We start from the raw sequence: 22,829 nt of genomic DNA, 5'->3' as shown, positions 1-22,829 counted from the left end.
TCTCCCTCTCCCTCTCCGCTCGAAGGTGGAGAGGGAGAGGGAGGAGTGGCGTCCGTTATGCGCCCGGGGTCACCGAGGCGCTGTGCTGCTTGGCCAGCTCGGTGTACATGAGGGCGTTGACCTTGATGCCCTCGCGCTCCTCCGCGGTCAGCTCGCGCCGCACCTTCGCCGGGACGCCGGCGACCAGCGAGCCGGGCGGGACGATCATGCCCTGCGGGACCAGCGCCTGGGCGGCCACCAGCGAGCCGGCGCCGATCACCGCACCGTTGAGGACCGTCGCGCCCATCCCGATCAGGCAGTCGTCCTCGACCGTGCAGCCGTGCACGACGGCGTTGTGCCCGATGGAGACGCGCTCGCCGATGGAGACCGGGAAACCGGGGTCCACGTGCACGGTGCAGTTGTCCTGCACGTTGCTGTCGGCGCCGAGCGTGATCGGCCCGCAGTCCGCGCGGAGCACGGCCGAGTACCAGATGCTCGCGCCCGCCCCGAGGCGTACGTCCCCGACCACGACGGAGGTGGGAGCGGTGAACGCCGTCGGGTCGATCTCGGGGTTCTTCCCGCCGACACCCGCCACGAGTGCCTGGGCCGCCTGCTGCGTCATGTGTTCTCTTCCTCTTCCGGTACGTCGCGTCGCGCTACCGGAACCGTAGGCCACGCCGCCCGCACCCCCGGGGATGGGGTGAAGATCACGGCGCGGTCCGGGCTCCCGGCGCGCTACGGTGATCCGGTGGCGAAGAACCAGAACACGTTCTCTTCTCAGGCGGCGCTCTCTTCCCTGACGGGGCTGCGCCGCCGGCTCGCCGGGCGCGCGGTCCACGCGGGCTGGCGCTGGATGCAGCGGGCCGGCGCGGTCACCGCCCAGACCCCCGGAGGGCTGCGCTTCGGCGCGATCGGGCACGGCACCCGGCTCGCCTTCCCGCAGGGCACGGTCTTCGGCGCGCCCTGGATCCGGCTCGGCGACCACTGCATCATCGGGGAACAGGTCACGCTCACCGCCGGGATGATGCCGGACCTGGACCTCGGCGCCGAACCGGTCCTGGTCCTCGGCAACGGCGTGGTCATCGGCCGCGACAGCCACGTGATCGCCGACACCCGGATCACGATAGGCAACGACACCTTCTGCGGTCCCGGGGTGTACATCACCTCCACCAACCACAGCTACGACGACCCGCACGAGCCCGTCGGCAAGCAGTGGCCGCGCAGCGCCCCGGTGGAGATCGGCCCGGGCTGCTGGCTGGGGACCGGCGCGGTGATCCTGCCCGGGGCGCGGCTGGGCCGCAACGTCGTGGTGGCGGCGGGAGCCGTCGTACGGGGCGAGGTGCCGGACCACGCCGTGGTGGCGGGGGCGCCGGCGCGCATCGTCCGCCGCTGGGACCCCGAGACGGGCTGGCAGCCACCGCTGCGCACCCCGGCGCCGGTCCCGATCCCCGACGGGGTGACACCGGAGCAGCTGCGCGCACTGGCGGACGTGACGGAGCCGGAGTGACGGAGCCGGAATGAGGGCGTCGGGGTGGCCGCGACGACTGTGTGGTGCCTGCAACCGGTACGTGGCGCACCCGACCGCGTGTTAGCCCGCCGCCAGGAGGACCGTGCCCGCCAGGGCCAGGCCCGCGCCCGCCGCCTGGACGGTGCGCAGGCGTTCCTTGAGGACGGCGAAGGCGGCCAGGGCGGTGATCACCGGGTAGAGGGAGGAGAGTACGGCGGCGGTGGTGACCGGGCCGTGCTGGGCGGCGATGGAGTAGGTGCCGTTCGCCGCGACGTCGGCGAGGCCGACGAAGGCGAGCGCCGGCAGCAGCTTCCAGAGGATGCGCAGGCCTCCCGCACCCGTCGGGAGGGCCGGGGCGCCGCGCCGGGTCCGCACCCACAGGGCCGTGCCGCCGACGGCGACGTTGGTGACGCGCTGGACGAACAGCGCGAGGAACAGACCCGGCACGGTGGAGGAGGCGGGGGCGATCAGGGCCATCACCGCGCCGAAGCCGAAGGCCGCGACCAGGGTGAGGACGACGGCCTGCCGCTGTACGGGAGCGCCGCGCAGCTCGGGTCCGCCCGCGAGGACGATGCCCACGACTGCCACCGCGATCCCGGCGAGCTGGGCGGCGCCGGGCCGCTCGCCGAGGAGCAGTCCCGCGGCCATCGGCACCACCACGCCGAGGGATCCGAGCGGGGAGACCACGCCCATGGGGCCGAGGGCGAGCGCCTTGTAGAAGCTGAGCATCGCGACCGGGCCGACGAGCCCCGCACCCACCGCGAACCAGAGCTGCGGTCCGGCCTCCCGCCAGGCCCCGGTGCCCAGGACCACCGCGCCCAGCACGAGGACGGCGAGGACCTGGGAGGCCACGACCACCGTGAGGGCCGGTATCCGGCGGGTGAGCAGCCCGCCGCCGAAGTCGGCGAGGCCCCACAGGAGGGCTGTGGCCAAGGCGAACAGGGCGGTCATGGCAGGCCTCGCAGTACAGTGTGTTGAACGGTGGAGTACACGATGAGGTACGCGTGTAGTACAGCGCACGATAGTTCAACCTGTTGAACCCTGTCATCCAAAATATTGTACGGAGCGGATGGAACGGTGTCGGATCTCGAACAGCTCACCCAGGCACTCGGCCGCAACCTCAAGCGCTGGCGCGGGGAGCGCGGGTTCACCCTGGAGGCCCTCGCCGCCCGTGCGGGGGTGAGCCGCGGCATGATCATCCAGATCGAGCAGGCCCGTACGAACCCCAGTGTCGGCACGACCGTCAAACTCGCCGACGCGCTCGGCGTCAGCATCACCACCCTGCTCGACCACGACCGCGGTCCGCGGGTCAAGGTGGTCCTGCCGGGGCAGGGCGTGCGGATGTGGTCCACCGAGGGCGGCAGCGGCGCGAGCATGCTGCTCGGCGACGACCGGCGCGGGCCGGTGGAGATGTGGACCTACCGGCTGGAGCCCGGCGAGGGGACCGCCTCGGACCCGCACCCGCCGGGCACCTTCGAGATGCTGCACGTCACGGTGGGCGAGCTGACGCTGGTGGTCGCGGACGAGACGTACGCCGTACCGGCCGGAGGGGCCGTCTCCTTCGAGGCGGACGCCGCGCACGCCTACCGCAACGAGGGGCCCGGTCCGATGGAGATGACCTTGGCGGTCTCCATCCCGCCGGTGGCCGCCCACGGGTGAGCGGCGAGGCCGGCCCGGGGTCAGCGGGGGCCGGTGACCCCCAGGCCGGCGTCGCGGGTCGCCGCGTGGTCTGCCGGGACCTGATCGCCCAGCACCGGGTGCGTGGCGATCAGGTCCTGGCAGACGGCCAGTACGTTGCCCCGGTCGGCCGTGATCCAGTCCCGGTCCATCGCCCAGCCCCGCAGCACCGGGTCCGGTTCGAAGGCGACCGCCAGCCCGACCTGCTCGAACACCTCGGCGTCGGAGGGGGAGTTCCCGATGGCGAAGGAGCTCCGGCGGTCCACGGGGCCGCCCTTGGTCGCGGTGCGCAGCGCCGCGCGCTTGCCGCCGGGCAGGGCCGGCGTCGTGGTGAGCGTGCCGGTGCAGCGGCCGCGCCGGAACTCGGCCCGCATTCCGTGGGCCTCACCGATGCCCAGCTCCGCCGCCGCGCGCCGGACGATCTCGTACGGGCTCCCCGAGATCAGTACCGTCCGCAGCCCGGCCGCGTGCAGGAGCCGTACGAGCTCGTCGGCGAAGGGAATTATCTTCTTCCGGGCAGTCGGCCAGGCGGCCTCGGCGGCCCGCTCCACCTCGGTCCGGTCCGCACCTTCGAGGGCCCGTGCGAAGTGGGCGTAGAAGGCGGCGGCGGTGGAGGCGTGGCCGGCCGGGCCCTCCGGATCGGCGTCCTCGTCGTGGTAGCCCGCTATCGCGTCGAGCGCCGCCCGTCCGGCCGCCGGATCGCACACGCCGCCCGCGATGAGGGACTCCACGAACGGAGCCGCCAGCGAGCCCTCGGCCAGGGTCCCGTCGAGATCGAGCACGGCGATGCGGGCGTGGCTCCGGGCACGGCTGTGGGCATGACTGATCACGGCGAGGCTCCCTGGTCGGGGTCGGTCCGAGGTGCGCGGCAGACCCCGACGGGGAGGCGCGGTCTCAAGTATTCGTACCGTTTGGGCGGTTTGGATACTTGAGCCGCGTTGAAAGGGTTGAAGGCCGGGAGGCCGGAAGGCCCCCCGGAGCCTCAGAGGGCGGGGATCTCGATCGCCGGGCAGCGGTCCATGATCATGTCCAGTCCGGCCGCGCGGGTACGGGCGGCAGCGGCCTCGTCGACCACGTTCAGCTGGAACCAGACGGCCTCCGCCCCCTTCGCGACGGCCTCGTCGGCGACCGCACCCGCAAGGGCGCTGTTCACGAAGACGTCCACCACGTCCACCTTGAACGGGATCGCCTCCAGCGAGGGATAGCCCTGCTCACCATGAACCGTCTCGGCCTTGGGGTGTACGGGCACCACGCGCTTCCCGTACCGCTGGAGCACCTCGGCCACGCGGTACGCGGCCCGGTCCTGATTGTTGGACAGGCCGACCACGGCCCAGGTGTCGCCGAGCTCGGTGAGGATCTTGCGGATGGTTCCCGGATCGCCGTACACGCGCGCCGCCTCCTGATGATGATGCTGCTGGTCCTGCTGCGTCTGACTGCTGATTGCCGCCAGCTCGATCAACAGAAAAGACGCATGTCGGATTCCCCGTAGACACCTCAGGGTCCGGTCCCTCTGTGCCAGGCCGACGGCTCGCAGCCACTCCGTAGCCTGTAGCTCTGTTCGAACGGGATGAGGAGGCTGCTGGTGCCGGTGGATGCCGAAGGATCACATGCTGCGATCCAGCTTCCGGAAGGCTCCTGGTGGGACTGGGACGTCATCGCCTGGGACGGCGGACAGCTCAAGCTCGCCGCCGGCCACGACCTGACCTACCACCACGGCCTGGAACTGGTCTTCGGCGGTCCGCTCCTCGTGAGCTGTCCGTCCAGCTTTCACGATCCGGTCTTCCGGGCCCTGTCGCCCGACGAGCTCCTGAAGGTTACGCGCCGGCTCGGCGAGAAGCCCCCCGTCGTGGTCGCCTTCGAGGCCGACGCCGGCGGGCAGGAGCCGGTCTCGTGTCTCATCGCCGCCGAGCGGCTCGACATCGTCCGGGAAACCGTCCTGCGGTACTGGCGCGAGGACGCGGGCCCCCATCAGCGCTTCGCTCCCTGGGTCCGGTCCCCGGAGCAGTAGGCGGTCCCGGGTCCGGCGCCCCGAGCCCGCCTACGTGGTCAGAGGGTCGTCAACGGCTGCGACGGTCATCCGGGGCGCCCGGTTCTTCCCCGGCCGGTCCGGTCCGGGCCACGGCTTAGGGTGGACGGGTGAAGGCAGACCAGTACGTGACGGTGGCCCGTGAGGGTGTGCACGAGTCCGAGATCAATCGCTCCCGGTTCCTGTGTGCGCTCGCGCCCGCGGCGACCGAGCGGGAGGCGCAGGAGTTCGTCGCGCGGATCCGCAAGGAGCACCCCACCGCCTCGCACAACTGCTACGCCTACGTCATCGGCGCCGACGCCTCCGTGCAGAAGGCCAGCGACGACGGCGAGCCCGGCGGGACCGCCGGGGTGCCGATGCTGCAGATGCTCACGCGCCGGGACATCCGCTACGCCGTCGCCGTCGTCACCCGCTACTACGGCGGCGTGAAGCTCGGTGCCGGCGGGCTCATCCGTGCCTACGGCGGGGTCGTCGGAGAGGCGCTCGACGCGCTCGGCACCGTCACCCGGCACCGGTACCGGCTGGTCACCGTCACCGTCGACCACCAGCGGGCCGGGAAGACCGAGAACGATCTCCGCTCCACCGGCAGGACCGTGATCGACGTGCGCTACGGGGCCGCCGTGGAGATCGAGGTGGCCCTGCCCGAGGCGGACCTGCCCGCCTTCGAGGCCTGGCTGGCCGACAGCACCGCAGGCAGCGCCACCCTCACACCCGGCGGGGAGACCTACGCGCTCTGAGCGCCCGAGGTGGAGAAGGGACGAAGGGGACGGAGCGGCGCCGGGGAGGCGTTAGCGTAGAGGGGTTCAGGGTCCGGCCGGCGCGGTCCGGCCGACGGGGTCGTACAGCAGGGGGAAACGGTATGCGCGGCGGTGCCGGCGAGTGAAGTTCCTGCACACCTCCGACTGGCATCTGGGGCGGAGCTTTCATCGGGTGAACCTGCTCGGGGCTCAGGCTGCCTTTATCGATCATCTTGTCGAGACCGTCCGGGAGCAGGAGGTCGACGCCGTGCTCGTTGCCGGGGACGTGTACGACCGGGCCGTGCCGCCGTTGCCTGCCGTGGAGCTGTACGACCAGGCCTTGCACCGGCTCGCCGATCTTGGTGTGCCCACCGTGATGATCTCCGGGAACCATGACTCCGCCCGCCGCCTCGGGGTCGGGGCAGGGTTGATCGGGCGGGCCGGGATTCATCTCCGGACCGATCCCGCCGGGTGTGCCGACCCCGTGGTGCTGGCCGACGTACACGGTGACGTGGCGTTCTACGGGCTGCCGTATCTCGAGCCCGCGCTGGTGAGGGACGAGTTCGGTGCCGGGAAGGTCAGCCACGAGGCCGTGCTGAGTGCGGCCATGGACCGGATCCGGGCGGATCTGGCCGGGCGGGCGCCCGGGACGCGGTCCGTTGTGCTTGCTCATGCCTTTGTTGCCGGGGGGCTGGCCTGTGACAGTGAGCGCGACATCACCGTCGGTGGGGTCGAGGCCGTGCCGGCTTCTGTTTTCGACGGGGTCGATTACGCCGCCCTCGGGCATCTCCACGGGTGCCAGAGGATCAGCGAGCGGGTCCGCTACTCCGGGTCCCCGCTCGCCTACTCCTTCTCCGAAGCCGATCAGCGGAAGAGCGTGTGGGTCGTGGAGATGGGGGAGGACGGGGAGATCGTCAGCGCCGAGCGTGTCGACACGCCTGTGCCGCGCGGGCTCGCGCGCGTGCGGGGGGCGCTGGAGGAGCTGCTCTCCGAGGAGGCGTACGCCCGGTACGAGGACTGTTGGGTGGAGGCGACGCTCACCGACGCCGTCCGGCCCGAGGAGCCCATGGCCCGGCTCGCCGTGCGGTTCCCCCATGTGCTGAGCCTCGCCTTCGACCCCGAGGGCCGTGGCGAGGACGCCGGCGGGTCCTATGCCCAGCGGCTCAAGGGCCGCAGCGACCGGGAGATCGCCGAGGACTTCGTCGCCCACGTGCGCGGGGGCGCGGGGTTCTCCGATGATGCCGAACGGGACGTCCTCCAGGGCGCCTTCGACGAGGTACGGGCCGAGGACAGCCGGCAGGAGACCCACCGATGAGGCTGCACCGGCTTCGCATCACCGCCTTCGGGCCCTTCGCCGAACCCCAGGAGATCGACTTCGACGCCCTCTCCGGCGCCGGGATCTTCCTGCTGCACGGGCCCACCGGCGCGGGCAAGACCTCCGTCCTGGATGCCGTCTGCTACGCGCTGTACGGGTCCGTTCCCGGATCCCGGCAGGCCCCGGGTACGAGTCTGCGCAGCGACCACGCGGCCCCGGACAACCCGACCGAGATCACCCTCGAGCTCACCGCGGGCGGGCGGCGCCTCGAGATCACCCGGCGGCCCGAGCAGGACCGGCCCAAGAAGCGCGGCACCGGGACGACGAAGGACAAGGCGCAGAGCTGGCTGCGGGAGTACGACGGGGAGAAGTGGGCCGCGCTGAGCCGGTCCCATCAGGAGATCGGTGAGGAGATCGAGCAGCTGCTCGGCATGAGCCGCGAGCAGTTCTGCCAGGTCGTCCTGTTGCCGCAGGGGGAGTTCGCGCGCTTCCTGCGGGCCGACGAGGTCGCGCGGGGGCGGCTGCTGGGGCGGCTCTTCGACACCCGGCGCTTCGCCGCCGTCGAGACCCTGCTGGGTGAGCGACGCCGCGCGGCCGAGGCCAAGGTCCGCGCCGGTGACGAGCAGGTGCTGCACACCGCCCAGCGGCTCGCCCAGGCCGCCGGGGACGCCGCCGACCTGCGCGCCTGGCCGCTGCCCCGGCACCAGCCGGGCGACCCCGGGCTGGCCGGGGCGATCCGTGCCTGGGCCGCCGTCGCGCGGTGCTCCGCCCGGGAGCGGCTCACCGTCGCCGAGTACGCACTCGCCGCCGTCGAGGGGCGCCACGCCGCCGCCCGGCGGGCCGCCGAGGAGGCGCGGGAGCTCGACCGGCTGCAGCGCCGGCACGCGGAGACCACCCGTCGGGCGGCCCTGCACACCGAGGCCGGTCCGGAGCGGGAGCGGGTGCGCGCCCTGCTCGACCGGGCCCGGCGCGGAGCCCTCGTCGCCCCCGCCCTGGAGCTGCGCGGAGCCGCCGCCGGCGCCCACATGGCCGCCGCGCACGCGGAGTCGGTGGCCCGGGCGGAGCTGCCGCCGCAGCTCGCCGAGGCGGGGACCGAGCAGCTGGCCGCGGTCGAGCAGCGGCTGCGCGAGGATCTGGGAGCCCTCGGAGCCGCCCGCCGCGCCGAGCAGCGCAGCGCCGAGATCGGCCGCGAACGGGCCGACCTGGAACGGGAGTCCCGGGCCGCCGAGGAGCAGCAGCAGGAGACCGCCGAGTGGCTCGGCCGCTGGGACGCCACCCGGACCCAGCTGGCCGGGCGCGCGGACGCCGCCCAGCAGGCCGCGACGCTGGCCGAGCAGCTCGCCGGCAAGCTGGAGCCCGCCCGACTGCACCTGCACGCCGCGCGGCGGCGCGACACCCTCGATGCCGACGCGGAGCGGGCTTCGGGCGAACTGCTCACCGCCCGGGAGGAGTCGGCGGCCGCCCGGGAGCGCTGGCTGGAGCTCAAGGAGACCCGGCTGCGCGGGATCGCCGCCGAACTCGCCGCCGCCCTCGTGGAGGGGGAGCCCTGCACCGTGTGCGGGGCCGCGGAGCACCCCGCTCCGGCCCGCCCCGCCCCCGGTCACGTCGACCGGGCCGCGGAGGAGGCGGCGCACGCCCGGTTCGAGGGGGCCGAGGAGCGCAGGGCCGGCGTCGAGCGCAGGCTGGCCGCCGTCCGGGAGGCCCGCGCCGAGGCCGCGGCCGCCGCGGGGGAGGCCACCACCGCCGAGCTGATCGAGCTGACCTCCGCGCTGAGTTCGCGTCACGCCGAGGCGCACGCCGCGGCCGCCGGACTGCACACCGCCCGCGAGCGGCTGGCCCGCGCCGAGCGGGAGCACGCGGTGCGCAGCGCCGAGCGGAGCGAAGCCGAGGCCCGGGCCGCGGCGCGGGCTTCGCGCCGCGAGGCCCTCGACCGGGAACAGGCCTCGCTGGAAGCGGAGCTGGCCCTCGTCCGGGCGGACGCGCCCAGCGTCGCGGCCCGCGCCGGAGTCCTGGAGGACCGGGTCCGCATGGTCACGGCCGCGGCCGCCTCGCTGCGCCGGGCCGAAACCACCGCCGCCCGGCTGAAGGAGGCCGACGACCAGCTCGCCGACGCCGCCTTCAAGGCCGGCTTCGACACCACCGAGGAGGCGGCCGAGGCCGTGCTCCCCGAGTACGAACGCAGCGGGCTCCAACGCCGCATGGACGCCTGGCAGGCGGAGGAGGCCATGCTGGCCGACCGCCTCGGCGAGAGCGACACCGCCGCGGCGGCGGCCCTGCCCCCGGCCGCGCCGGAGGCGGCCGAGGCGTACGCGGCGCTGGCCGCCGCGAAGCTTCGTACGGCCGGGTCCGCCGTGGACGCGGCCCGGGTCCGGTGCAAGGACCTCGACGGGCTCTCCCTCCAAGTGGAGCGGGAGCTCCGCTCCCTGGGACCGCTGCGCGAGGCCTACGAACGGGTGGCCCGGCTCGCCGGACTCACCGCGGGCACCTCCGCGGACAACGAGCGCAAGATGCGGCTGGAGGCCTACGTGCTCGCGGCCCGGCTCGAGCAGGTCGCCGCGGCGGCGACCGTACGGTTGCTGCGCATGTCGGGCGGCCGCTACACGCTGCTGCACTCCGACGCCAAGGCGAGCGGACGAGGGCGTTCCGGGCTCGGGCTGCACGTGGTCGACGCCTGGACCGGCAGTGAGCGGGACACCGCCACGCTGTCCGGCGGCGAGACCTTCTTCGCCTCGCTCGCCCTCGCGCTGGGCCTGGCCGACGTGGTCACCGACGAGGCGGGCGGCATGCGGCTCGACACCCTCTTCATCGACGAGGGCTTCGGCAGCCTCGACGACCAGGCGCTGGACGAGGTGCTCGACGTGCTGGACTCGCTGCGCGAGCGCGACCGCAGCGTCGGCATCGTGAGCCACGTCGCCGACCTGCGGACCCGGGTGCAGGCCCAGCTGGAGATCGTCAAGCAGCGCGGAGGCTCGGTGGTGCGGCACCGCACGGCGGGCGGAACGGGCTGAAACACCTGGGACCAGCCCCACGTGCCCGGGGCGGTCCACCTGCCGAACGCCCTCGTCGCCGAGCAGGCGGAACGCCTCCTCGACAAGAACGGCTTCGAGGTCGAGACCTGGCAGGGCCGCGAGCAGCGCCCCGAGGCCGACCCGCTGACCGCCCCCACGGACTCCGACGACTGCGGCTGCTGAGTGCAAGCAGGCGGACGGCCCGGCTCCTCCGCGGAGCCGGGCCGTCCGTGCGTGGTGCGGGTCCCGGAGGTCAGAGCTTCGACAGCTCGTCCACCAGGTCGTCCAGGCCCAGCGAACCCTGGGACAGCGCCGCCATGTGCCAGGCCTTCAGGTCGAAGGAATCACCGTGCGCGGCACGCGCGTTGTCACGGCCCAGCAGCCAGGCGCGCTCGCCCAGCTTGTAGCCGATCGCCTGACCCGGCATCGACAGGTAGCGGGTGAGCTCGCTCTCGACGAAGTCTCCCGGCCGGCCGCTGTGCAGGCCGAAGAACTCCTGCGCCAGGTCCACCGTCCAGCGCTCGCCCGGGTGGAACGGCGAATCCGCCGGGATCGCCAGACCCAGGTGCATGCCGATGTCCACGATGACCCGCGCGGCGCGCATCATCTGGCAGTCCAGGTAGCCGAGGCGCTGCTCGGCGTCCTTGAGGTAGCCCAGCTCGTCCATGAGCCGCTCCGCGTACAGCGCCCAGCCCTCGGCGTTGGCGCTGACGAGACCGACGCTGGCCTGGTAGCGGGAGAGCTGGTCCGCCACGTGCGTCCACTGCGCCAGCTGGAGGTGGTGGCCCGGAACGCCCTCGTGGTACCAGGTGGAGACCAGGTCGTAGACGGGGAAACGGGTCTGCCCCATCGTCGGCAGCCAGGTGCGGCCCGGACGGGAGAAGTCCTCGGACGGGTTCGTGTAGTACGGGGCCGCGGCGCCGCCCGGAGGGGCGATCCGCGACTCCACCCGCTTGACCCGCTCGGCGAGTTCGAAGTGCGTGCCGTCGAGGTTCTCGATGGCCTCGTCCATCAGGCCCTGCAGCCAGGCCTGGACCTCGTCCACGCCCTCGATGTGCGTGCCGTGCTCGTCCAGGTGCTTGAGCACCTCCCAGGGACCGGCGTCCGGCAGGATCTTGGCGGCTTCCGCCTTCATCTCCGCCAGCAGTCGGTGGTACTCGGACCAGCCGTAGGCGTACGCCTCGTCGAGGTCCAGGTCGGTGCCGTTGAAGTAGCGCGACCAGCGGGCGTAGCGCTCGCGGCCCACCGGGTCGGGCTTGCCCTCGACCGCGGGGGCGTACACGTCCCGCATCCAGTCGCGCAGTTCCACGACGGCGGCGGTCGCGGCGGCGGCGGCCTCGTCGAGTTCGGCGCGCAGCGCCTGGGGGCCGGCGGAGGCGAACTCGGCGAAGAAGCCGTCCTTGCCCTCGGTCCCGGCGGCGCCTTCGGTCTCGCCCTCGCCCTGGCCGGCCCAGGCGGTGAGCTGCTCGATGAAGGTGGCGGTGGGGCGCGGGCTGCCGAACAGGCCGCGGTCCAGGCCGAGCGCGAGGCACTCGCGGTAGCCCGCGTACGCGACGGGTACGGCGCGCAGCCGCTCGGCGATCGCGGCCCAGTCCTCGTCGGTCTCGGCCGGGGTCAGGGAGAAGACCTCGCGGACCGAGTGCGCGGGGGAGTGGATGTTGCTGACCGCGCGCAGGTCCTCGTCGGCTTCGTGAACGGCGAGTTCTGCGGTGAGCCGCTCGCGCAGCAGCCGGGCGCAGCGGCGCTCGACGTCGCTGTCGGCGCCGGGCAGGAGCTCGGCGGCGTCGAGCTTCGCGAGGGTGGCGCGGGAGAGTTCGGCGGCCGCCGCGCGGCCCGCGGGGGAGAGGTCCGGGAGCTTGCCGGAGCTCGCGGCGACACCGAGATAGGTGCCCGTGATCGGGTCGATGGCGATGAGGTCGTCGACGTAGGCATCGGCGACCTGTCGGGGCAGCCGTGCGGCGCTGTCACTGGTGATGATGTCTGACATGTGGACATCTTCGTATGCGGGACGGGTCCGCGTCATCACCAAAGATCGCCAGCCTGCTGACACGAAGATCGCCGGCCTGCTGACGTGAAGATCGCCGGCCTGCTGACGTGGAGATCGTCGGCAGGCCGGCGCAGGGGCGGGGGCGGCCCGCAAGCTCACGGCGGTACGGGCTCACCCGCGCGAGGAGCAGCGCCTGCGGCCCGCGCCGGGCTTGGCCGGATCGCGTGGCTCCGGGTCACTGCCGGCCGCGGGGCAGGCCGCGGGATTCGCCCGGGAGCTCGTACGGCAGCCGGGAGCTGACCGGGGTCGCGTCCAGCCGGGCCGTGATCACCAGGGTGCCCTCCTCGATCTGGTAGTCGAGGGGGAGGCCGAGGCCGCGCATGGCGGCGACCATGCCGGTGTTCTGGGCCTGGGTGACGGCGTACACGCTGTCGCATCCGGCCTCGACGGCCATCCCGATCAGCCGGCCCAGCAGCTCGGAGCCGATGCCGCGGCGCTGCCAGTCGTCCTCGATGAGCAGTGCCACCTCGGTCTCGTCGCCGTCCCAGAGCAGGTGGCCGAGGGCCACGAGCTTGCCGGAGGCGGTGGTCGCCGCGAGGGTGCGGCCGAAGCGCGGGCTCAGCAGGTGGCCGAGGTAGCGGTCGGCGTCGGCGACGGGGCCGTGGTAGCGCAGGCCGAGGGTGCGCTCCGAGCAGCGGTCGTGCATGGCGCGGGCCGCGGGCAGGTCGGAGCCGTCGGCGCGGCGGACGGTGATCTCGTTGCCCTCGGGGAGGGTCAGTACGTCCCGGCTGCGCGGGACCCGCGGCCCGAGCCGGGCGTCCAGCTCCACGAGCGCGCGGGCGCGGGCGAACTCGGTCGGGGTGAAGGGCAGGTAGGGCCGCTCGATGGTGATGGCACCGCCGGACGGATCGCGCAGCCGCATGACCGTGGCCTCCAGGACGCCTTCGACGGGCGCGTCGGCGCCGGCGTTGGGGCGCCCGGAGAGGGTGGTCGCCGGGATCGAGTGGATGGTGCAGCGGCCGAGCAGCTGGCGCAGGGCGAGCGGCAGCTCGGCGGCGTCCAGTGCGGTGCGGGTGGCCAGCCCCAGGACGCGGGTCGGGGTGTCGACCAGGTCGTGGGCGTCGGCGCGCTCGATCCAGGTGCTGTGGCCGCCGGCGCCGGCGACGGACCGGGTGAGCTCGGCGGAGGGAAGCTGCTGCGGGGCGCGCAGCAGGAACTCGTCCACCGTGCCGCCCTCGGGGAGGGGGTGCGTCTGCAGGGTCAGGATGTCGACCCCGCTGCGGGCGAGGGCGGTGCAGAGCGCGGCGAGGCTGCCGGGCTCGTCGCGCACGGTCGTCCGCATCCGCCACAGGGCGGAGGCCGGCGGGGCGTCCGTACCGGCCGTGCGGTCCGCCTCCGCGACCGCCCCGGAACCGGTACCCGTACCCGTGGCCGGGTCCGGGAGCGCGGTGTCCGTGGGAGGCGGCGCATGGCTGTGGCGGCGTGCCCACCAGGTGTGGAACGCCGCCGTGACCAGGAGTGCGACGGCCGAGGCGACGAGCAGCACCGGGCCGCGGGGACCGTGCACGACGAGATTGGCGATGGCGTCGGCGACCGCGACGGCGCAGAAGAGAGCGGCGAGTTCGACGACGTCGCGGCGCCAGTGGTGGCGGTGGGGACGGTGGGCAGAGGCAGGAATACGCTCAGTCATGCAGACCACTGTGACGCAGGGGTGTTGCGTGATCACGAACGATCTGTGACCGACTGGTTAAGGATCCATCTGGCCGATTTCGCCCTGTTTTCCGGCCGATTTCAGGTATCGGACCCTACTGTCCCACCCGCCCGGGCTGCAGGGTCCGCGTGAACAGTACGCCGCCTCCCTGACGGCGCAGCCGCACGGTGAGCTCGCCGCCCTCCCCGTCGATCTCGACCTCCCCGTAGTACGGGGGGTTCTCGGACGGGGACATGTTGGCGAAGGGCGCGGACTGGACGTACGCCGTCTCCGGGCCGAAGGTGGCATCCAGCCGGCCGGAGGGGAACCCGCCCGCGCCGATGGGGCCCGAGACGAACTCCCAGAAGGGCGCGAAGTCACTGAAGGCGGCCCGCTCGGGCGCGTAGTGGTTCGCGGCCGTGTAGTGGACGTCGGCGGTGAGCCAGAGGGTTCCGGTGATGCGCTGGTGCTTGATGTGGCGCAGCAGCTCGGCGATCTGCAGTTCGCGCCCGAGCGGCGGGCCGGGGTCGCCCTGGGCGACGGCCTCGAAGTTCGCGGCCCCGTCGGCCACCACGATGCCCAGCGGCATGTCGGCGGCGATCACCTTCCAGGTGGCGCGGGAGCGCGACAGCTCGCGCTTGATCCAGGCCAGCTGCTCGGGGCCGAGGATGCCGATGGGGTCGTCGGTCTGGCGGCCGGGGGAGTTCGCGTCGCGGTAGGTGCGCATGTCGAGGACGAACACGTCGAGCAGCGGCCCGTGGCGCATCACCCGGTACATCCGCCCCTCGGCGCGGCCTCCGCGCAGGTCGGTGACCGGGAAGTACTCGCCGAAGGCCCGGCGGGCCCGGCCGGCGAGGGTGTCGACGTCCTTCACGGTGTAGCGGGGATCGTCGAGGATCTGGCCGGGGTACCAGTTGTTGCGCACCTCGTGGTCGTCCCACTGGGCGAGGACCGGCACCTGGGCGTTGAAATCGCGCAGGTTGCGGTCGAGCAGGTTGTAGCGGAAGTTGCCCCGGAACTCGGCGAGGGTCTCGGCGACCTTGGCCTTCTCCTCCGTGGTCACGTTGTGCCACAGGGTTCCGTCGCGCAGCGGTACGGAGGCCTGGATCGGCCCGTCGGCGTAGATGGTGTCCCCGCTGAAGAGGAAGAAGTCGGGGTCCCGCAGCCGCATTTCGTCGAAGACGCGGTAGCCGCCGAGCTCCGGGTTGATCCCCCAGCCCTGGCCGGCCAGGTCCCCGGACCACAGGAAGCGCACGTCGCGGCGGCGGGAGGCGGGGGCGGTCCGGAAGGTGCCGTGGACCGGCTCGCCGCTGCGGCGCGGATCGTCGGGGTCGGCGAGGAGCACCCGGTAGTGGATCTGCTGTCCGGGCGGGAGCTCGCGCAGGGTGGTGGTGCCGGTGAAATCGGTGTCCGGGCCGAGCAGCGGGCCGCGGTGGCGGCGGACGGCGTAGCGGAACGATTCGCTCGGGGAGGTCTCGACGTACATCCGCGCGGGCCGGTCGGAACGCGTCCAGACGGTGGCCGAGTGGGCGGTGATCTCGCCGGACTGGACCCCCCAGAAGGCGTTCGGGCGGTCCGAGCGGACGAAGGCGGGCACCGCCGCGTGGGCGGGCGTGGCGAGGGAGCCCGTGAGGGCGCTGGACAGGGCGAGGCCCACCGGAACGGCGAGGGAACCGCCGAGCAGGGAGCGTCGGGTGTGCGGCAGAGGTGCCATCGGTGCGTCTCCAGAGGCCGGCGGGGACGGGCCGGACCAGTGTGCCGCCGTACACCGGCCGCACACCGGACCGCCCGCGTCGTGCACGCGAACCATGCGTGAACACTGGTGCGCACGGCCGACGCCCCGTCAACACCTCATCGGGCGAGTTTGGTTGTGTCCAGGATGACGCGGGCGACCAGGGCCGGGTCGTCGTTCATGGGCACGTGGCCGCAGCCGGGGAGCCTGACGAGGCGCGCGCCGGGGATGGTGTGCTTGGCGCGGACGCCTTGGCGGCGCAGGAGCAGCCGGTCGCGACTGCCCCAGGCGATGGTGACCGGCAGACCGGGCACATCCGCGGTGAACCGTACGGAGCCGCCCGCGGCCAGGGTCTGCTCGAACCCGGTGGCCTCGCGCAGGGCGACGGTCTCGGCGACCACGGAGTCGGGCGAACGCCGTCCCGGTCGCGCGTAGATGCTGCCGGTGAGCGCGGCGCGTCCGGCGGAGCTGCGGGAGAGCCGTTCCACGGCCGAGTGGGGGAGTGCGCCGGCGCCGGCGCGCATCGCGCGCAGTGCGGTGAAGGCGTAGCGGCGTTCCCCCTCCGACCAGAACCCGGCGGGGGAGAGGGCGGTGACCGAGCGCGCCAGGCCGACGCGCCCCATCTCCAGGGCGAGGAGCCCGCCGAGGGAGTTGCCCGCGACGTGCGGCCGCTCGATCCTGAGCGCCGTGCAGAGCGCGCCGAGCGCCGGGGCGATGGTGCCCAGATCGTACGGAACCCCGTGCGGCAGCGGCTCCGAGGTGCCGAAGCCGGGCAGGTCGACGGCGATCACGTCGTACTCGGCTGCCAGCACGTCGGTCACCGGACGCCACGCCTGGAGGTGGTGGCCGATGCCGTGGAGCAGCAGGAGCGGCTCGCCCGCGCCCTTGCGCTCGTATGCGGCGGTGATGGTGCGGGGGCCCAGCGGCGAATCGATCGTGAAGGAGACCGTGGCGGTCATGCTGCTCCTCGTCGGGGGTCGGGCGGCTACGGCGGCCGTGTGAGACGGCTTGTCAGTAGTGTCTCCCGACCGGTTACCGACCGGTAGCCCCAGGGGGCAGGACTTCGACTTTCGCAGCCTCCTTTGCGGCCCTCGCGAACATCCCGTGAACAGCTTGATGCATATGCCCGATCTGCCCGGTAAAGCGGTGAGCATTGGTCTTGACCAAGGGGGTGCGCCGTCCTATCGTCGCAGGCATAGTGCAGGAACCTTTAATAAACAAAGGCGCGGAACTCACGCTGGAACACGGCGAGTGCGGCGATTGCAGGAGGAGTCAGGGTGGGGACCATGCAGCTCGAATCGGTGCCGGAGCCGAAGTACTTGCACCTCAAGACCGTCCTCAGTGAGGCGCTCGACCAGGACTTCGCCGTGGGCGAGATCCTGCCGAACGAGCGCGAGCTCGCCGCCCGCTTCGGTGTCGCCCGGGCGACCCTGCGCCAGGCCCTGGAGCAGCTCGAGCTCGAAGGCCGCCTCCAGCGCCGCCGGGGCGTCGGCACCACCGTCGCCCCGCCGCGCGTCGGCGTCGACGTCGGCGGTGCGCAGCACAGCTGGCCCGGCGAGAGCGTCGACGGGTGGGAGCCCGTGGACGCGGCGGAAGAAGCCGTGGTGTCCCCCGCCCTCCTGAAGCTCCTCGGGACCGCCCCCGGCGAGATGGTGCTCGCGGTGCGCCGCAGCCGCGTCGAGCACGGCCAGGTCCTCGCCGCCGAGCTGCTGTACGTTCCGGCCTCCTCGGTGCCCGGCCTCTCCGCGATCGACGCCCCGGCCGGTCCTGCGCGTGCCCGCGCCGTCATGCGCGAGCTGCAGAAGCTGGTCCTCGACGGGCAGGACCGCTCGGTGGAGCTCGGCTCCGCCCGTCCCGAGGACGCGAAGGAGCTGGACCGCCTGCCCGGCGCCCCGGTCCTGCTGGTCACCACCCGCTACTTCACTGTGGCGGGCACGGCGGCCGTCTCGGTGGCCACCTACCGGGCGGACACCTGCCGGCTGACCTTCGGCGACTCGGGCGACGTGCAGATCACCCACGACACGCGGGTCGCTTCCTGACCGCGTACTGACCACCTGCCGAGCGAGGCCGCCACATGGTGGGGGCCCCGCTCGGGCGTGTGCGGGGTCTGGTGTCCCGGAGGCGCGCCGCCGGCGCCCCGGACCGGTATCCGGGCCGCCCCCGGAGGGGATCCACCGGCCCCGGAGGGGATCGGCGGCTCCGGGAGGGGATCAGCCGGGAGGGGATCAGCGGCGCCGGGCGGTGACCGTCTTCTCCACCGCGAACAGTTCTTCCTCCACGTGGTCCAGCGCCAACCGCAACGCTCCCGTGGCCACCGCCGCCTCGCCCAGCAGGGACAGCGCCACGCGCGGCGGGCGCAGGCAGTAGCGCTCCAGCTCCCGGCGGAGGGGATCCAGTACCCCGTCCAGCCCCGCCGCCCAGCCGCCGACCACGACGAGCTCCGGATCCATCGCCAGGACCAGCGCGGCCACGTCGTGGACCAGCCGCTGGATGAACCGCTCCACCGCGGCCACCGCGCCCACGTCCCCGCGCCTGGCCATCGCGAAGACCTCCGCCACCGCCCGTTCGTCCAGCGGGTGCAGGGGTTCGCCGGTCGTCGACAGCAGCTTCTCGGGCGTGACCTCACGTCCGAGCAGGTGCAGTGCGCCGATCTCCCCGGCCGCCCCGCCGAAGCCGCGGTGCAGCCGGCCCCCGATCAGGGAACCCGCTCCGGGGCTGAGCCCGGCCATCACGAAGACCATGTCGTCCGTGTCGGTCGCGGCGCCCTTCCAGTGCTCGGCGACCGCCGCGGCGTTGGCGTCGTTCTCCACCTGCACCGGGCAGCGGAACGAGCGGCGGAGCCGTTCCCCGAGCGGCAGCCCGGTCCAGCCGGGCAGGGCCGTGCCGAGACGGACGGTGCCGTCGGCCTCCACGATCCCGGGGCTGCCGACGCCGACCGCCCGCAGGGAGTCCCGGGGGACCCCGGCGCGACGCAGCAGGTCGGCCACCGCACCGCGGACCCGTTCGAGCCGTTCGTCGGCGGAAGCCGTCTCGGCGACCTCCTTGGTGCCGGCGCCGATCACCCGGCCGTCCAGTCCGGACAGCAGCACCGCGATCCGGTGCGCGCCGATCTCCACGCCGAGCAGGTGCCCCGCCTCCGCGCGGAAGCGGAACCGTCTGGCCGGGCGTCCCTGGCGCCGTGCACCTTCCTCCGCGCCCGCCTCGACGACCAGGCCCGTCCCGATGAGCCCTTCGACGACCCCCTCGACGGTGGGCCGCGAGAGCCCGGTGACCCGGGTGAGGTCAGTGAGCGTCGGCGATTCGGCCGCACGCAGGGCCCGCAGCACCACGGCGGAGTTGATCCGCCGCAGCAGAGAGGGGTCCCCGCCGGTCAGCTGCCCCAACGTGTGTCCTCCCAGCTAGCGAGCGTGTCAGCCGGATCGTACTGCGCACCGGCCGCGGCGGCGAGAAGCGGCCCCCCATCGGCCGGAATCAGCCCTTCCCCTCGTGGGTCGGTCATGCGGGAGCGACGAACCCGGACTCGTACGCGGTGATGACGGCCTGGGTCCGGTCGCGCGCCCCCAGCTTCGCCAGGATCGCACTGACGTGGGACTTCACCGTCTCGGTGCCCACGATCAGCTCGCGGGCGATCTCGATGTTGGTCAGCCCCTTGGCCATCAGCCGGAGCACGGCCTCCTCGCGCTCGGTCAGCGCCGCCCGCTCCAGTACCGTCCGCGCCTGCCGGTTCCCGTACTCGGCGGCCAGCGAGCGGACCGCCGAGGGGAAGAGCAGCGTCTCGCCCTCCGCCACCAGCCGGACCGCGTGCACGATCTCCGACGGCCGGGCCCGCTTCAGCAGGAAACCGTCCGCGCCGGCCCGCAGCGCCTGGTAGACGTACTCGTCGTTCTCGAAGGTGGTGACCACGAGGATCTTCGGCGGAGAGTCCACGCTCCGCAGGACCGCCCGGGTCGCCTCGATCCCGTCGAGCAGCGGCATCCGCACGTCCATCGCCACGACGTCGGGGCGCAGTTGCCGCACGAGCGGGACCACAGCGGCGCCGTCGGCGGCCTCGCCGATCACCTCGATGTCGGGCTGGGCGTCCAGGACGGCGCGCAGACCCGCGCGGACCAGGGGTTCGTCGTCGACGAGCAGTACGGTAACCGGCATCCGGTCAGCGTATTCGCTCCAGCGGCAGCCGCGTGCGCACCCTCCAACCCCCCTTGTACGGCCCGGTCTCGGTGTCCCCGCCGAGCAGGGCGGCCCGCTCCCGCATCCCGCGCAGTCCGGTGCCGCCGCCGGCCATGACGGAGGGCCGGTCCGGCAGCGGATTGGTCACCTCCAGGTCCAGCCGGTCGGCGACCATGCCGATCCGCACCCGTACCGGTACGGGGCCGCAGTGCCGCAGCACATTGGTCAGCGCCTCCTGCAGGATCCGGTACCCCTCCTGGCTCACCGGATCGGGCAACTGGTCCAGCGGGCCGATCAGTTGCGCGTCGACGGTGGCGCCGGAGGCGCGCGCGGACTCGAACAGCCGGTCGGCCTCCACCAGAGTGGGCCGCTGGGACGGCCGCTGGCCGGACTCGCGCAGGACGCGCAGCACCCGGTCCAGATCCTCCAGCGCGGCCCGGCCCGTCTCCTCGATCGCACTCAGCGCGCGGTCCGTGAACTCCGGATCGCCCGCCGCCCGCGCGGCCCCCGCCTGGACGACGGCCACGGTCAGGGCGTGGCCGATGGAGTCGTGCAGTTCCCGCGCGATGCGGGTGCGCTCCAACAGCTGCTCGGTGCGCACCTCCAGGGCGGTGAGCCGCTCCGCGGCCGAGGGTCCCAGCAGGCGGCGGGCGATGGCCGTGATCATGTCGCCGAACAGGACCACGACGACGATCAGGAGGACCGGCGGCACCGGAGCCAGCGCCCACGCAGCCCAGACCGGACATCCCGCGGGTATCAGGTTGTCGGTGCTGACCTTGCTGCCCAGTCCGACCGTGACCAGTTGGACCGTCAGCATCGGCAGCCACACCGTGGCCATCATCGTGGCGAGGGAGACGACGAGTCGTATCTCCAGCCACAACAGGGTCCTCCAACGGTCGGTCCACGTCCGGGACCCGACGGTGCTGAAGCTGCTCTCCTCGGCCTCCCGCGTACCCCGGGCGTTGCGCTCGGAGGGGGTGAGGAGGAACTGCGCCTGGAGTCCTTCGGCCACCCGCATCCAGGGCAGCAGTCCCAGCGGTATCACGAGGACGAGCGGTACCCACGGAGCCGCGGGCTCGATGAACATCCAGACGGCCAACATCAGGATGGGCACGCACAGATGCACCCAGCGCGAGTAGGTCACGGGGCGCAGCGCGGCGCGGAACAGTCGGTGCATCCCCACATCGTCGCAGTTCGGGGCGGTGCGGCTCCTCCCCCACGTGGGGGAGAAGGAACCCTCGCATGGGGGAGGAAGAGGGGTGGGGCCGACGGCGAACCTTGAGACATGAACAGCATCGAGATCCGAGAACTGACCAAGGAATTCGGCCGGACCCGGGCCGTGGACCACCTCACCTTCGATGTCATGCCCGGCCGCGTCACCGGCTTCCTCGGACCCAACGGGGCAGGGAAGTCGACCACGATGAGGCTGTTGCTGGGCCTGGACCGGATCACCTCCGGGACGGCCACCATCGGCGGCCGGCGGTTCACCGAACTCCCCGATCCCCTCCACCGGGTCGGGGCCCTGCTGGACGCGCAGTCGGCGCACGGCGGCCGTACGGCACGGGACCACCTGCGCTTCCTCGCCGCGGCCAACCGCATCCCGATGAGCCGGGTGGAAGCGGTCCTGGAGCAGTCGGGAATAGCCTCGGCGGCCAAGCGGCGGATCAAGACCTTCTCCCTGGGGATGCGCCAGCGCCTCGGCATAGCGGCCGCGCTGCTCGGAGACCCGGAAGTGCTCCTCCTGGACGAGCCCACCAACGGCCTCGACCCCGAAGGCATCATCTGGATCCGCGAGCTGATGCGCGGCCTGGCCGCCGAGGGGCGCACGGTCCTCGTCTCCAGCCACCTGATGACCGAGACGGCGGCCCTCGTCGACCACCTGATCGTGCTCGGGCGGGGCCGGCTGCTGGCCGACACGTCCATAGAGGAGTTCATCGACTCCCGCAGCACCCCGAGGGTGCGGCTGCGCACCACGGACCCCGTCCGGCTCCGGGCCACCCTGGCCCGGGACGACTTCGAGCTGGTCACCGCCGAGGGCGGGCGGTGGACCGTGGACGGCATGCAGGCCGAGCAGCTCGGCGTCATCGCCGCCCGCGAAGGCATCCCGATGCTGGAACTGATCGACGAGCGGGCCTCCCTGGAGCAGGCCTACCTCGATCTCACCGCGGACAGCGCCCAGTTCGCCGCCACCCGCTGACCCACCCCTTCCAAGGAGGCCTCCCCATGAGCACCGCTCTGCCCACCGTCCCCGTCCTGCACTCGGAATGGATCAAGATACGGTCCCTGCGCGGCACCTTCGGGGCGCTGATAGCCGTCTTCGTCGCCACGGTGGGCATCCAGATGCTGACAGCTGCGATGATCGGCACGGAGGAAGCCGGCAGCATGGGAGAGGATCCGCTCCTCGCGGCCTTCTACGGTCTCAACTTCGGCCAGATAGCGGCCTTCGCCTTCGGTGCGACCGCGCTGTCCTCGGAATTCCACAACGGCGCCCTGCGCACGTCCCTGACCGCGGTGCCGGACCGTACGCGGCTCTACCTGTCGAAGATGGCCATGGTGGGCGGGTTGGCCTTCGTGGTCGGACAGTTGACCGGACTGGCCGCCTTCGTCGGCGGACAGGCGTTCATGGGTCCCTACACCCTGGAGCTGGGCAGCCCGGGCACCTACCGCGCGATCTTCGGCTGCGGAGCGTACCTCGCGCTGATGGCCCTGCTGGCGGCCGGACTGACGGCCGTGCTGCGCAGTGCTTCGGCCGTCCTGAGCCTGCTCATACCCTTCGTGCTGATCCTGTCGTTCGTCATCGGCCAGGCCACCGAAGGCGTCGCCGGGTACCTGCCGGACCGCGCGGGGCAGATGATGATGCGGCTGGACACCTCGGTGGGCCTCGCCCCCTGGACCGGGCTCGGGGTGCTCGCCCTGTGGGCGCTGGCCGCGCTCGCCGGTGGATGGCTGTCGGTGCGGCGGCGGGACGCCTGACGCCGGAGCGGCTGCCCTGACCCCGCCGCCC

The 22,829-nt window shown here is 73.0% G+C and carries 21 protein-coding genes; 10 read left to right on the top strand and 11 right to left on the bottom strand.

All coding sequences use genetic code 11. From position 1 onward, the window contains the following. Positions 1–55: 55 nt before the first annotated feature. Positions 56–601: a gamma carbonic anhydrase family protein gene (locus ACFRU2_RS34495; RefSeq protein WP_250740209.1), complete on the bottom strand. Its 546-nt coding sequence runs from the start codon at positions 599–601 to the stop codon at positions 56–58. Between the two features lie 126 nt (positions 602–727). On the opposite strand from ACFRU2_RS34495, the gene ACFRU2_RS34490 reads away from it, so the two are divergent. Next, positions 728–1,486 (top strand): acyltransferase, encoded by a 759-nt coding sequence (locus ACFRU2_RS34490; protein WP_382979877.1) that lies wholly within the window; start codon positions 728–730, stop codon positions 1,484–1,486. A gap of 81 nt (positions 1,487–1,567) precedes the next feature. On the opposite strand, the gene ACFRU2_RS34485 is transcribed toward ACFRU2_RS34490, so the two are convergent. Beyond that, on the bottom strand, positions 1,568–2,437 hold the full coding sequence (locus ACFRU2_RS34485) for an EamA family transporter (protein WP_382979875.1): 870 nt from the start codon (positions 2,435–2,437) through the stop codon (positions 1,568–1,570). A gap of 126 nt (positions 2,438–2,563) precedes the next feature. Here ACFRU2_RS34485 and ACFRU2_RS34480 point away from each other — a divergent pair, with 126 nt between their 5' ends. After that, positions 2,564–3,145, top strand: coding sequence for a helix-turn-helix domain-containing protein (locus ACFRU2_RS34480; RefSeq protein WP_382979874.1), 582 nt, complete (start codon positions 2,564–2,566; stop codon positions 3,143–3,145). 20 nt (positions 3,146–3,165) lie between these two features. Here ACFRU2_RS34480 and ACFRU2_RS34475 read toward each other — a convergent pair whose 3' ends face one another. After that, complete coding sequence (locus tag ACFRU2_RS34475) at positions 3,166–3,993, bottom strand: HAD family hydrolase (RefSeq protein ID WP_382979873.1); 828 nt, start codon at positions 3,991–3,993, stop codon at positions 3,166–3,168. A 152-nt stretch (positions 3,994–4,145) separates the two neighbouring features. Next, positions 4,146–4,550 carry a CoA-binding protein gene (locus tag ACFRU2_RS34470; protein WP_382979872.1) on the bottom strand — a complete coding sequence of 135 codons (405 nt, stop codon included), beginning with the start codon at positions 4,548–4,550 and terminating at the stop codon, positions 4,146–4,148. Between the two features lie 195 nt (positions 4,551–4,745). Between ACFRU2_RS34470 and ACFRU2_RS34465 the strand changes: the two genes are divergently transcribed. From ACFRU2_RS34465 to ACFRU2_RS34445, 5 genes are all read left to right on the top strand, one after another. Then, positions 4,746–5,171 carry a hypothetical protein gene (locus ACFRU2_RS34465; protein WP_382979871.1) on the top strand — a complete coding sequence of 142 codons (426 nt, stop codon included), beginning with the start codon at positions 4,746–4,748 and terminating at the stop codon, positions 5,169–5,171. Between the two features lie 128 nt (positions 5,172–5,299). Next, entirely contained in the window at positions 5,300–5,926 is a 627-nt protein-coding gene (locus ACFRU2_RS34460; RefSeq protein ID WP_382979869.1) for a YigZ family protein, read from the top strand. Between the two features lie 142 nt (positions 5,927–6,068). Then, entirely contained in the window at positions 6,069–7,241 is a 1,173-nt protein-coding gene (locus ACFRU2_RS34455) for an exonuclease SbcCD subunit D (protein ID WP_382979867.1), read from the top strand. Then, positions 7,238–10,249 (top strand): AAA family ATPase, encoded by a 3,012-nt coding sequence (locus ACFRU2_RS34450; protein ID WP_382979865.1) that lies wholly within the window; start codon positions 7,238–7,240, stop codon positions 10,247–10,249. The genes ACFRU2_RS34455 and ACFRU2_RS34450 overlap by 4 nt, the downstream gene beginning before the upstream one ends. Positions 10,250–10,270: 21 nt before the next feature. Continuing rightward, complete coding sequence (locus ACFRU2_RS34445; protein ID WP_382979863.1) at positions 10,271–10,432, top strand: hypothetical protein; 162 nt, start codon at positions 10,271–10,273, stop codon at positions 10,430–10,432. 70 nt (positions 10,433–10,502) lie between these two features. Here the strand turns inward: ACFRU2_RS34445 and ACFRU2_RS34440 are convergent, their stop codons facing one another. The 4 genes from ACFRU2_RS34440 to ACFRU2_RS34425 form a co-directional block, all read right to left on the bottom strand. Next, the gene (locus ACFRU2_RS34440; protein WP_382979861.1) at positions 10,503–12,236 is read right to left on the bottom strand and encodes a DUF885 domain-containing protein; all 1,734 of its coding nucleotides are present in this window, start codon (positions 12,234–12,236) and stop codon (positions 10,503–10,505) included. Positions 12,237–12,471: 235 nt separating this feature from the next. Next, positions 12,472–13,926, bottom strand: a complete 1,455-nt coding sequence (locus ACFRU2_RS34435) for a GNAT family N-acetyltransferase (RefSeq protein ID WP_382979859.1) — start codon at positions 13,924–13,926, stop codon at positions 12,472–12,474. Positions 13,927–14,041: 115 nt separating this feature from the next. After that, the gene (locus ACFRU2_RS34430; protein WP_382979857.1) at positions 14,042–15,640 is read right to left on the bottom strand and encodes an alkaline phosphatase D family protein; all 1,599 of its coding nucleotides are present in this window, start codon (positions 15,638–15,640) and stop codon (positions 14,042–14,044) included. A gap of 137 nt (positions 15,641–15,777) precedes the next feature. Beyond that, positions 15,778–16,617: an alpha/beta fold hydrolase gene (locus ACFRU2_RS34425; RefSeq protein ID WP_382979855.1), complete on the bottom strand. Its 840-nt coding sequence runs from the start codon at positions 16,615–16,617 to the stop codon at positions 15,778–15,780. A gap of 318 nt (positions 16,618–16,935) precedes the next feature. Between ACFRU2_RS34425 and ACFRU2_RS34420 the strand changes: the two genes are divergently transcribed. Next, on the top strand, positions 16,936–17,697 hold the full coding sequence (locus ACFRU2_RS34420) for a GntR family transcriptional regulator (RefSeq protein ID WP_382979854.1): 762 nt from the start codon (positions 16,936–16,938) through the stop codon (positions 17,695–17,697). A gap of 186 nt (positions 17,698–17,883) precedes the next feature. Here ACFRU2_RS34420 and ACFRU2_RS34415 read toward each other — a convergent pair whose 3' ends face one another. The 3 genes from ACFRU2_RS34415 to ACFRU2_RS34405 form a co-directional block, all read right to left on the bottom strand. Next, positions 17,884–19,041, bottom strand: coding sequence for an ROK family transcriptional regulator (locus ACFRU2_RS34415; RefSeq protein ID WP_382979852.1), 1,158 nt, complete (start codon positions 19,039–19,041; stop codon positions 17,884–17,886). 112 nt (positions 19,042–19,153) lie between these two features. Further along, positions 19,154–19,804: a response regulator transcription factor gene (locus ACFRU2_RS34410; RefSeq protein ID WP_250740194.1), complete on the bottom strand. Its 651-nt coding sequence runs from the start codon at positions 19,802–19,804 to the stop codon at positions 19,154–19,156. 4 nt (positions 19,805–19,808) lie between these two features. After that, complete coding sequence (locus ACFRU2_RS34405; RefSeq protein WP_382979851.1) at positions 19,809–21,002, bottom strand: sensor histidine kinase; 1,194 nt, start codon at positions 21,000–21,002, stop codon at positions 19,809–19,811. A gap of 108 nt (positions 21,003–21,110) precedes the next feature. On the opposite strand from ACFRU2_RS34405, the gene ACFRU2_RS34400 reads away from it, so the two are divergent. Both ACFRU2_RS34400 and ACFRU2_RS34395 read left to right on the top strand, forming a co-directional pair. After that, on the top strand, positions 21,111–22,022 hold the full coding sequence (locus tag ACFRU2_RS34400) for an ABC transporter ATP-binding protein (RefSeq protein WP_382979850.1): 912 nt from the start codon (positions 21,111–21,113) through the stop codon (positions 22,020–22,022). 26 nt (positions 22,023–22,048) lie between these two features. Next, a complete protein-coding gene (locus ACFRU2_RS34395; protein ID WP_382979849.1) occupies positions 22,049–22,798 on the top strand; it encodes an ABC transporter permease subunit in 750 nt (249 codons plus the stop codon). Positions 22,799–22,829 lie beyond the last annotated feature (31 nt).

This window comes from Streptomyces sp. NPDC056883, assembly GCF_042788835.1.
Taxonomy (GTDB): domain Bacteria; phylum Actinomycetota; class Actinomycetes; order Streptomycetales; family Streptomycetaceae; genus Streptomyces; species Streptomyces stoeckheimensis.
Note: the sequence above shows the minus strand (reverse complement) of the source record. Positions and strands in the feature narration are given on the sequence as shown.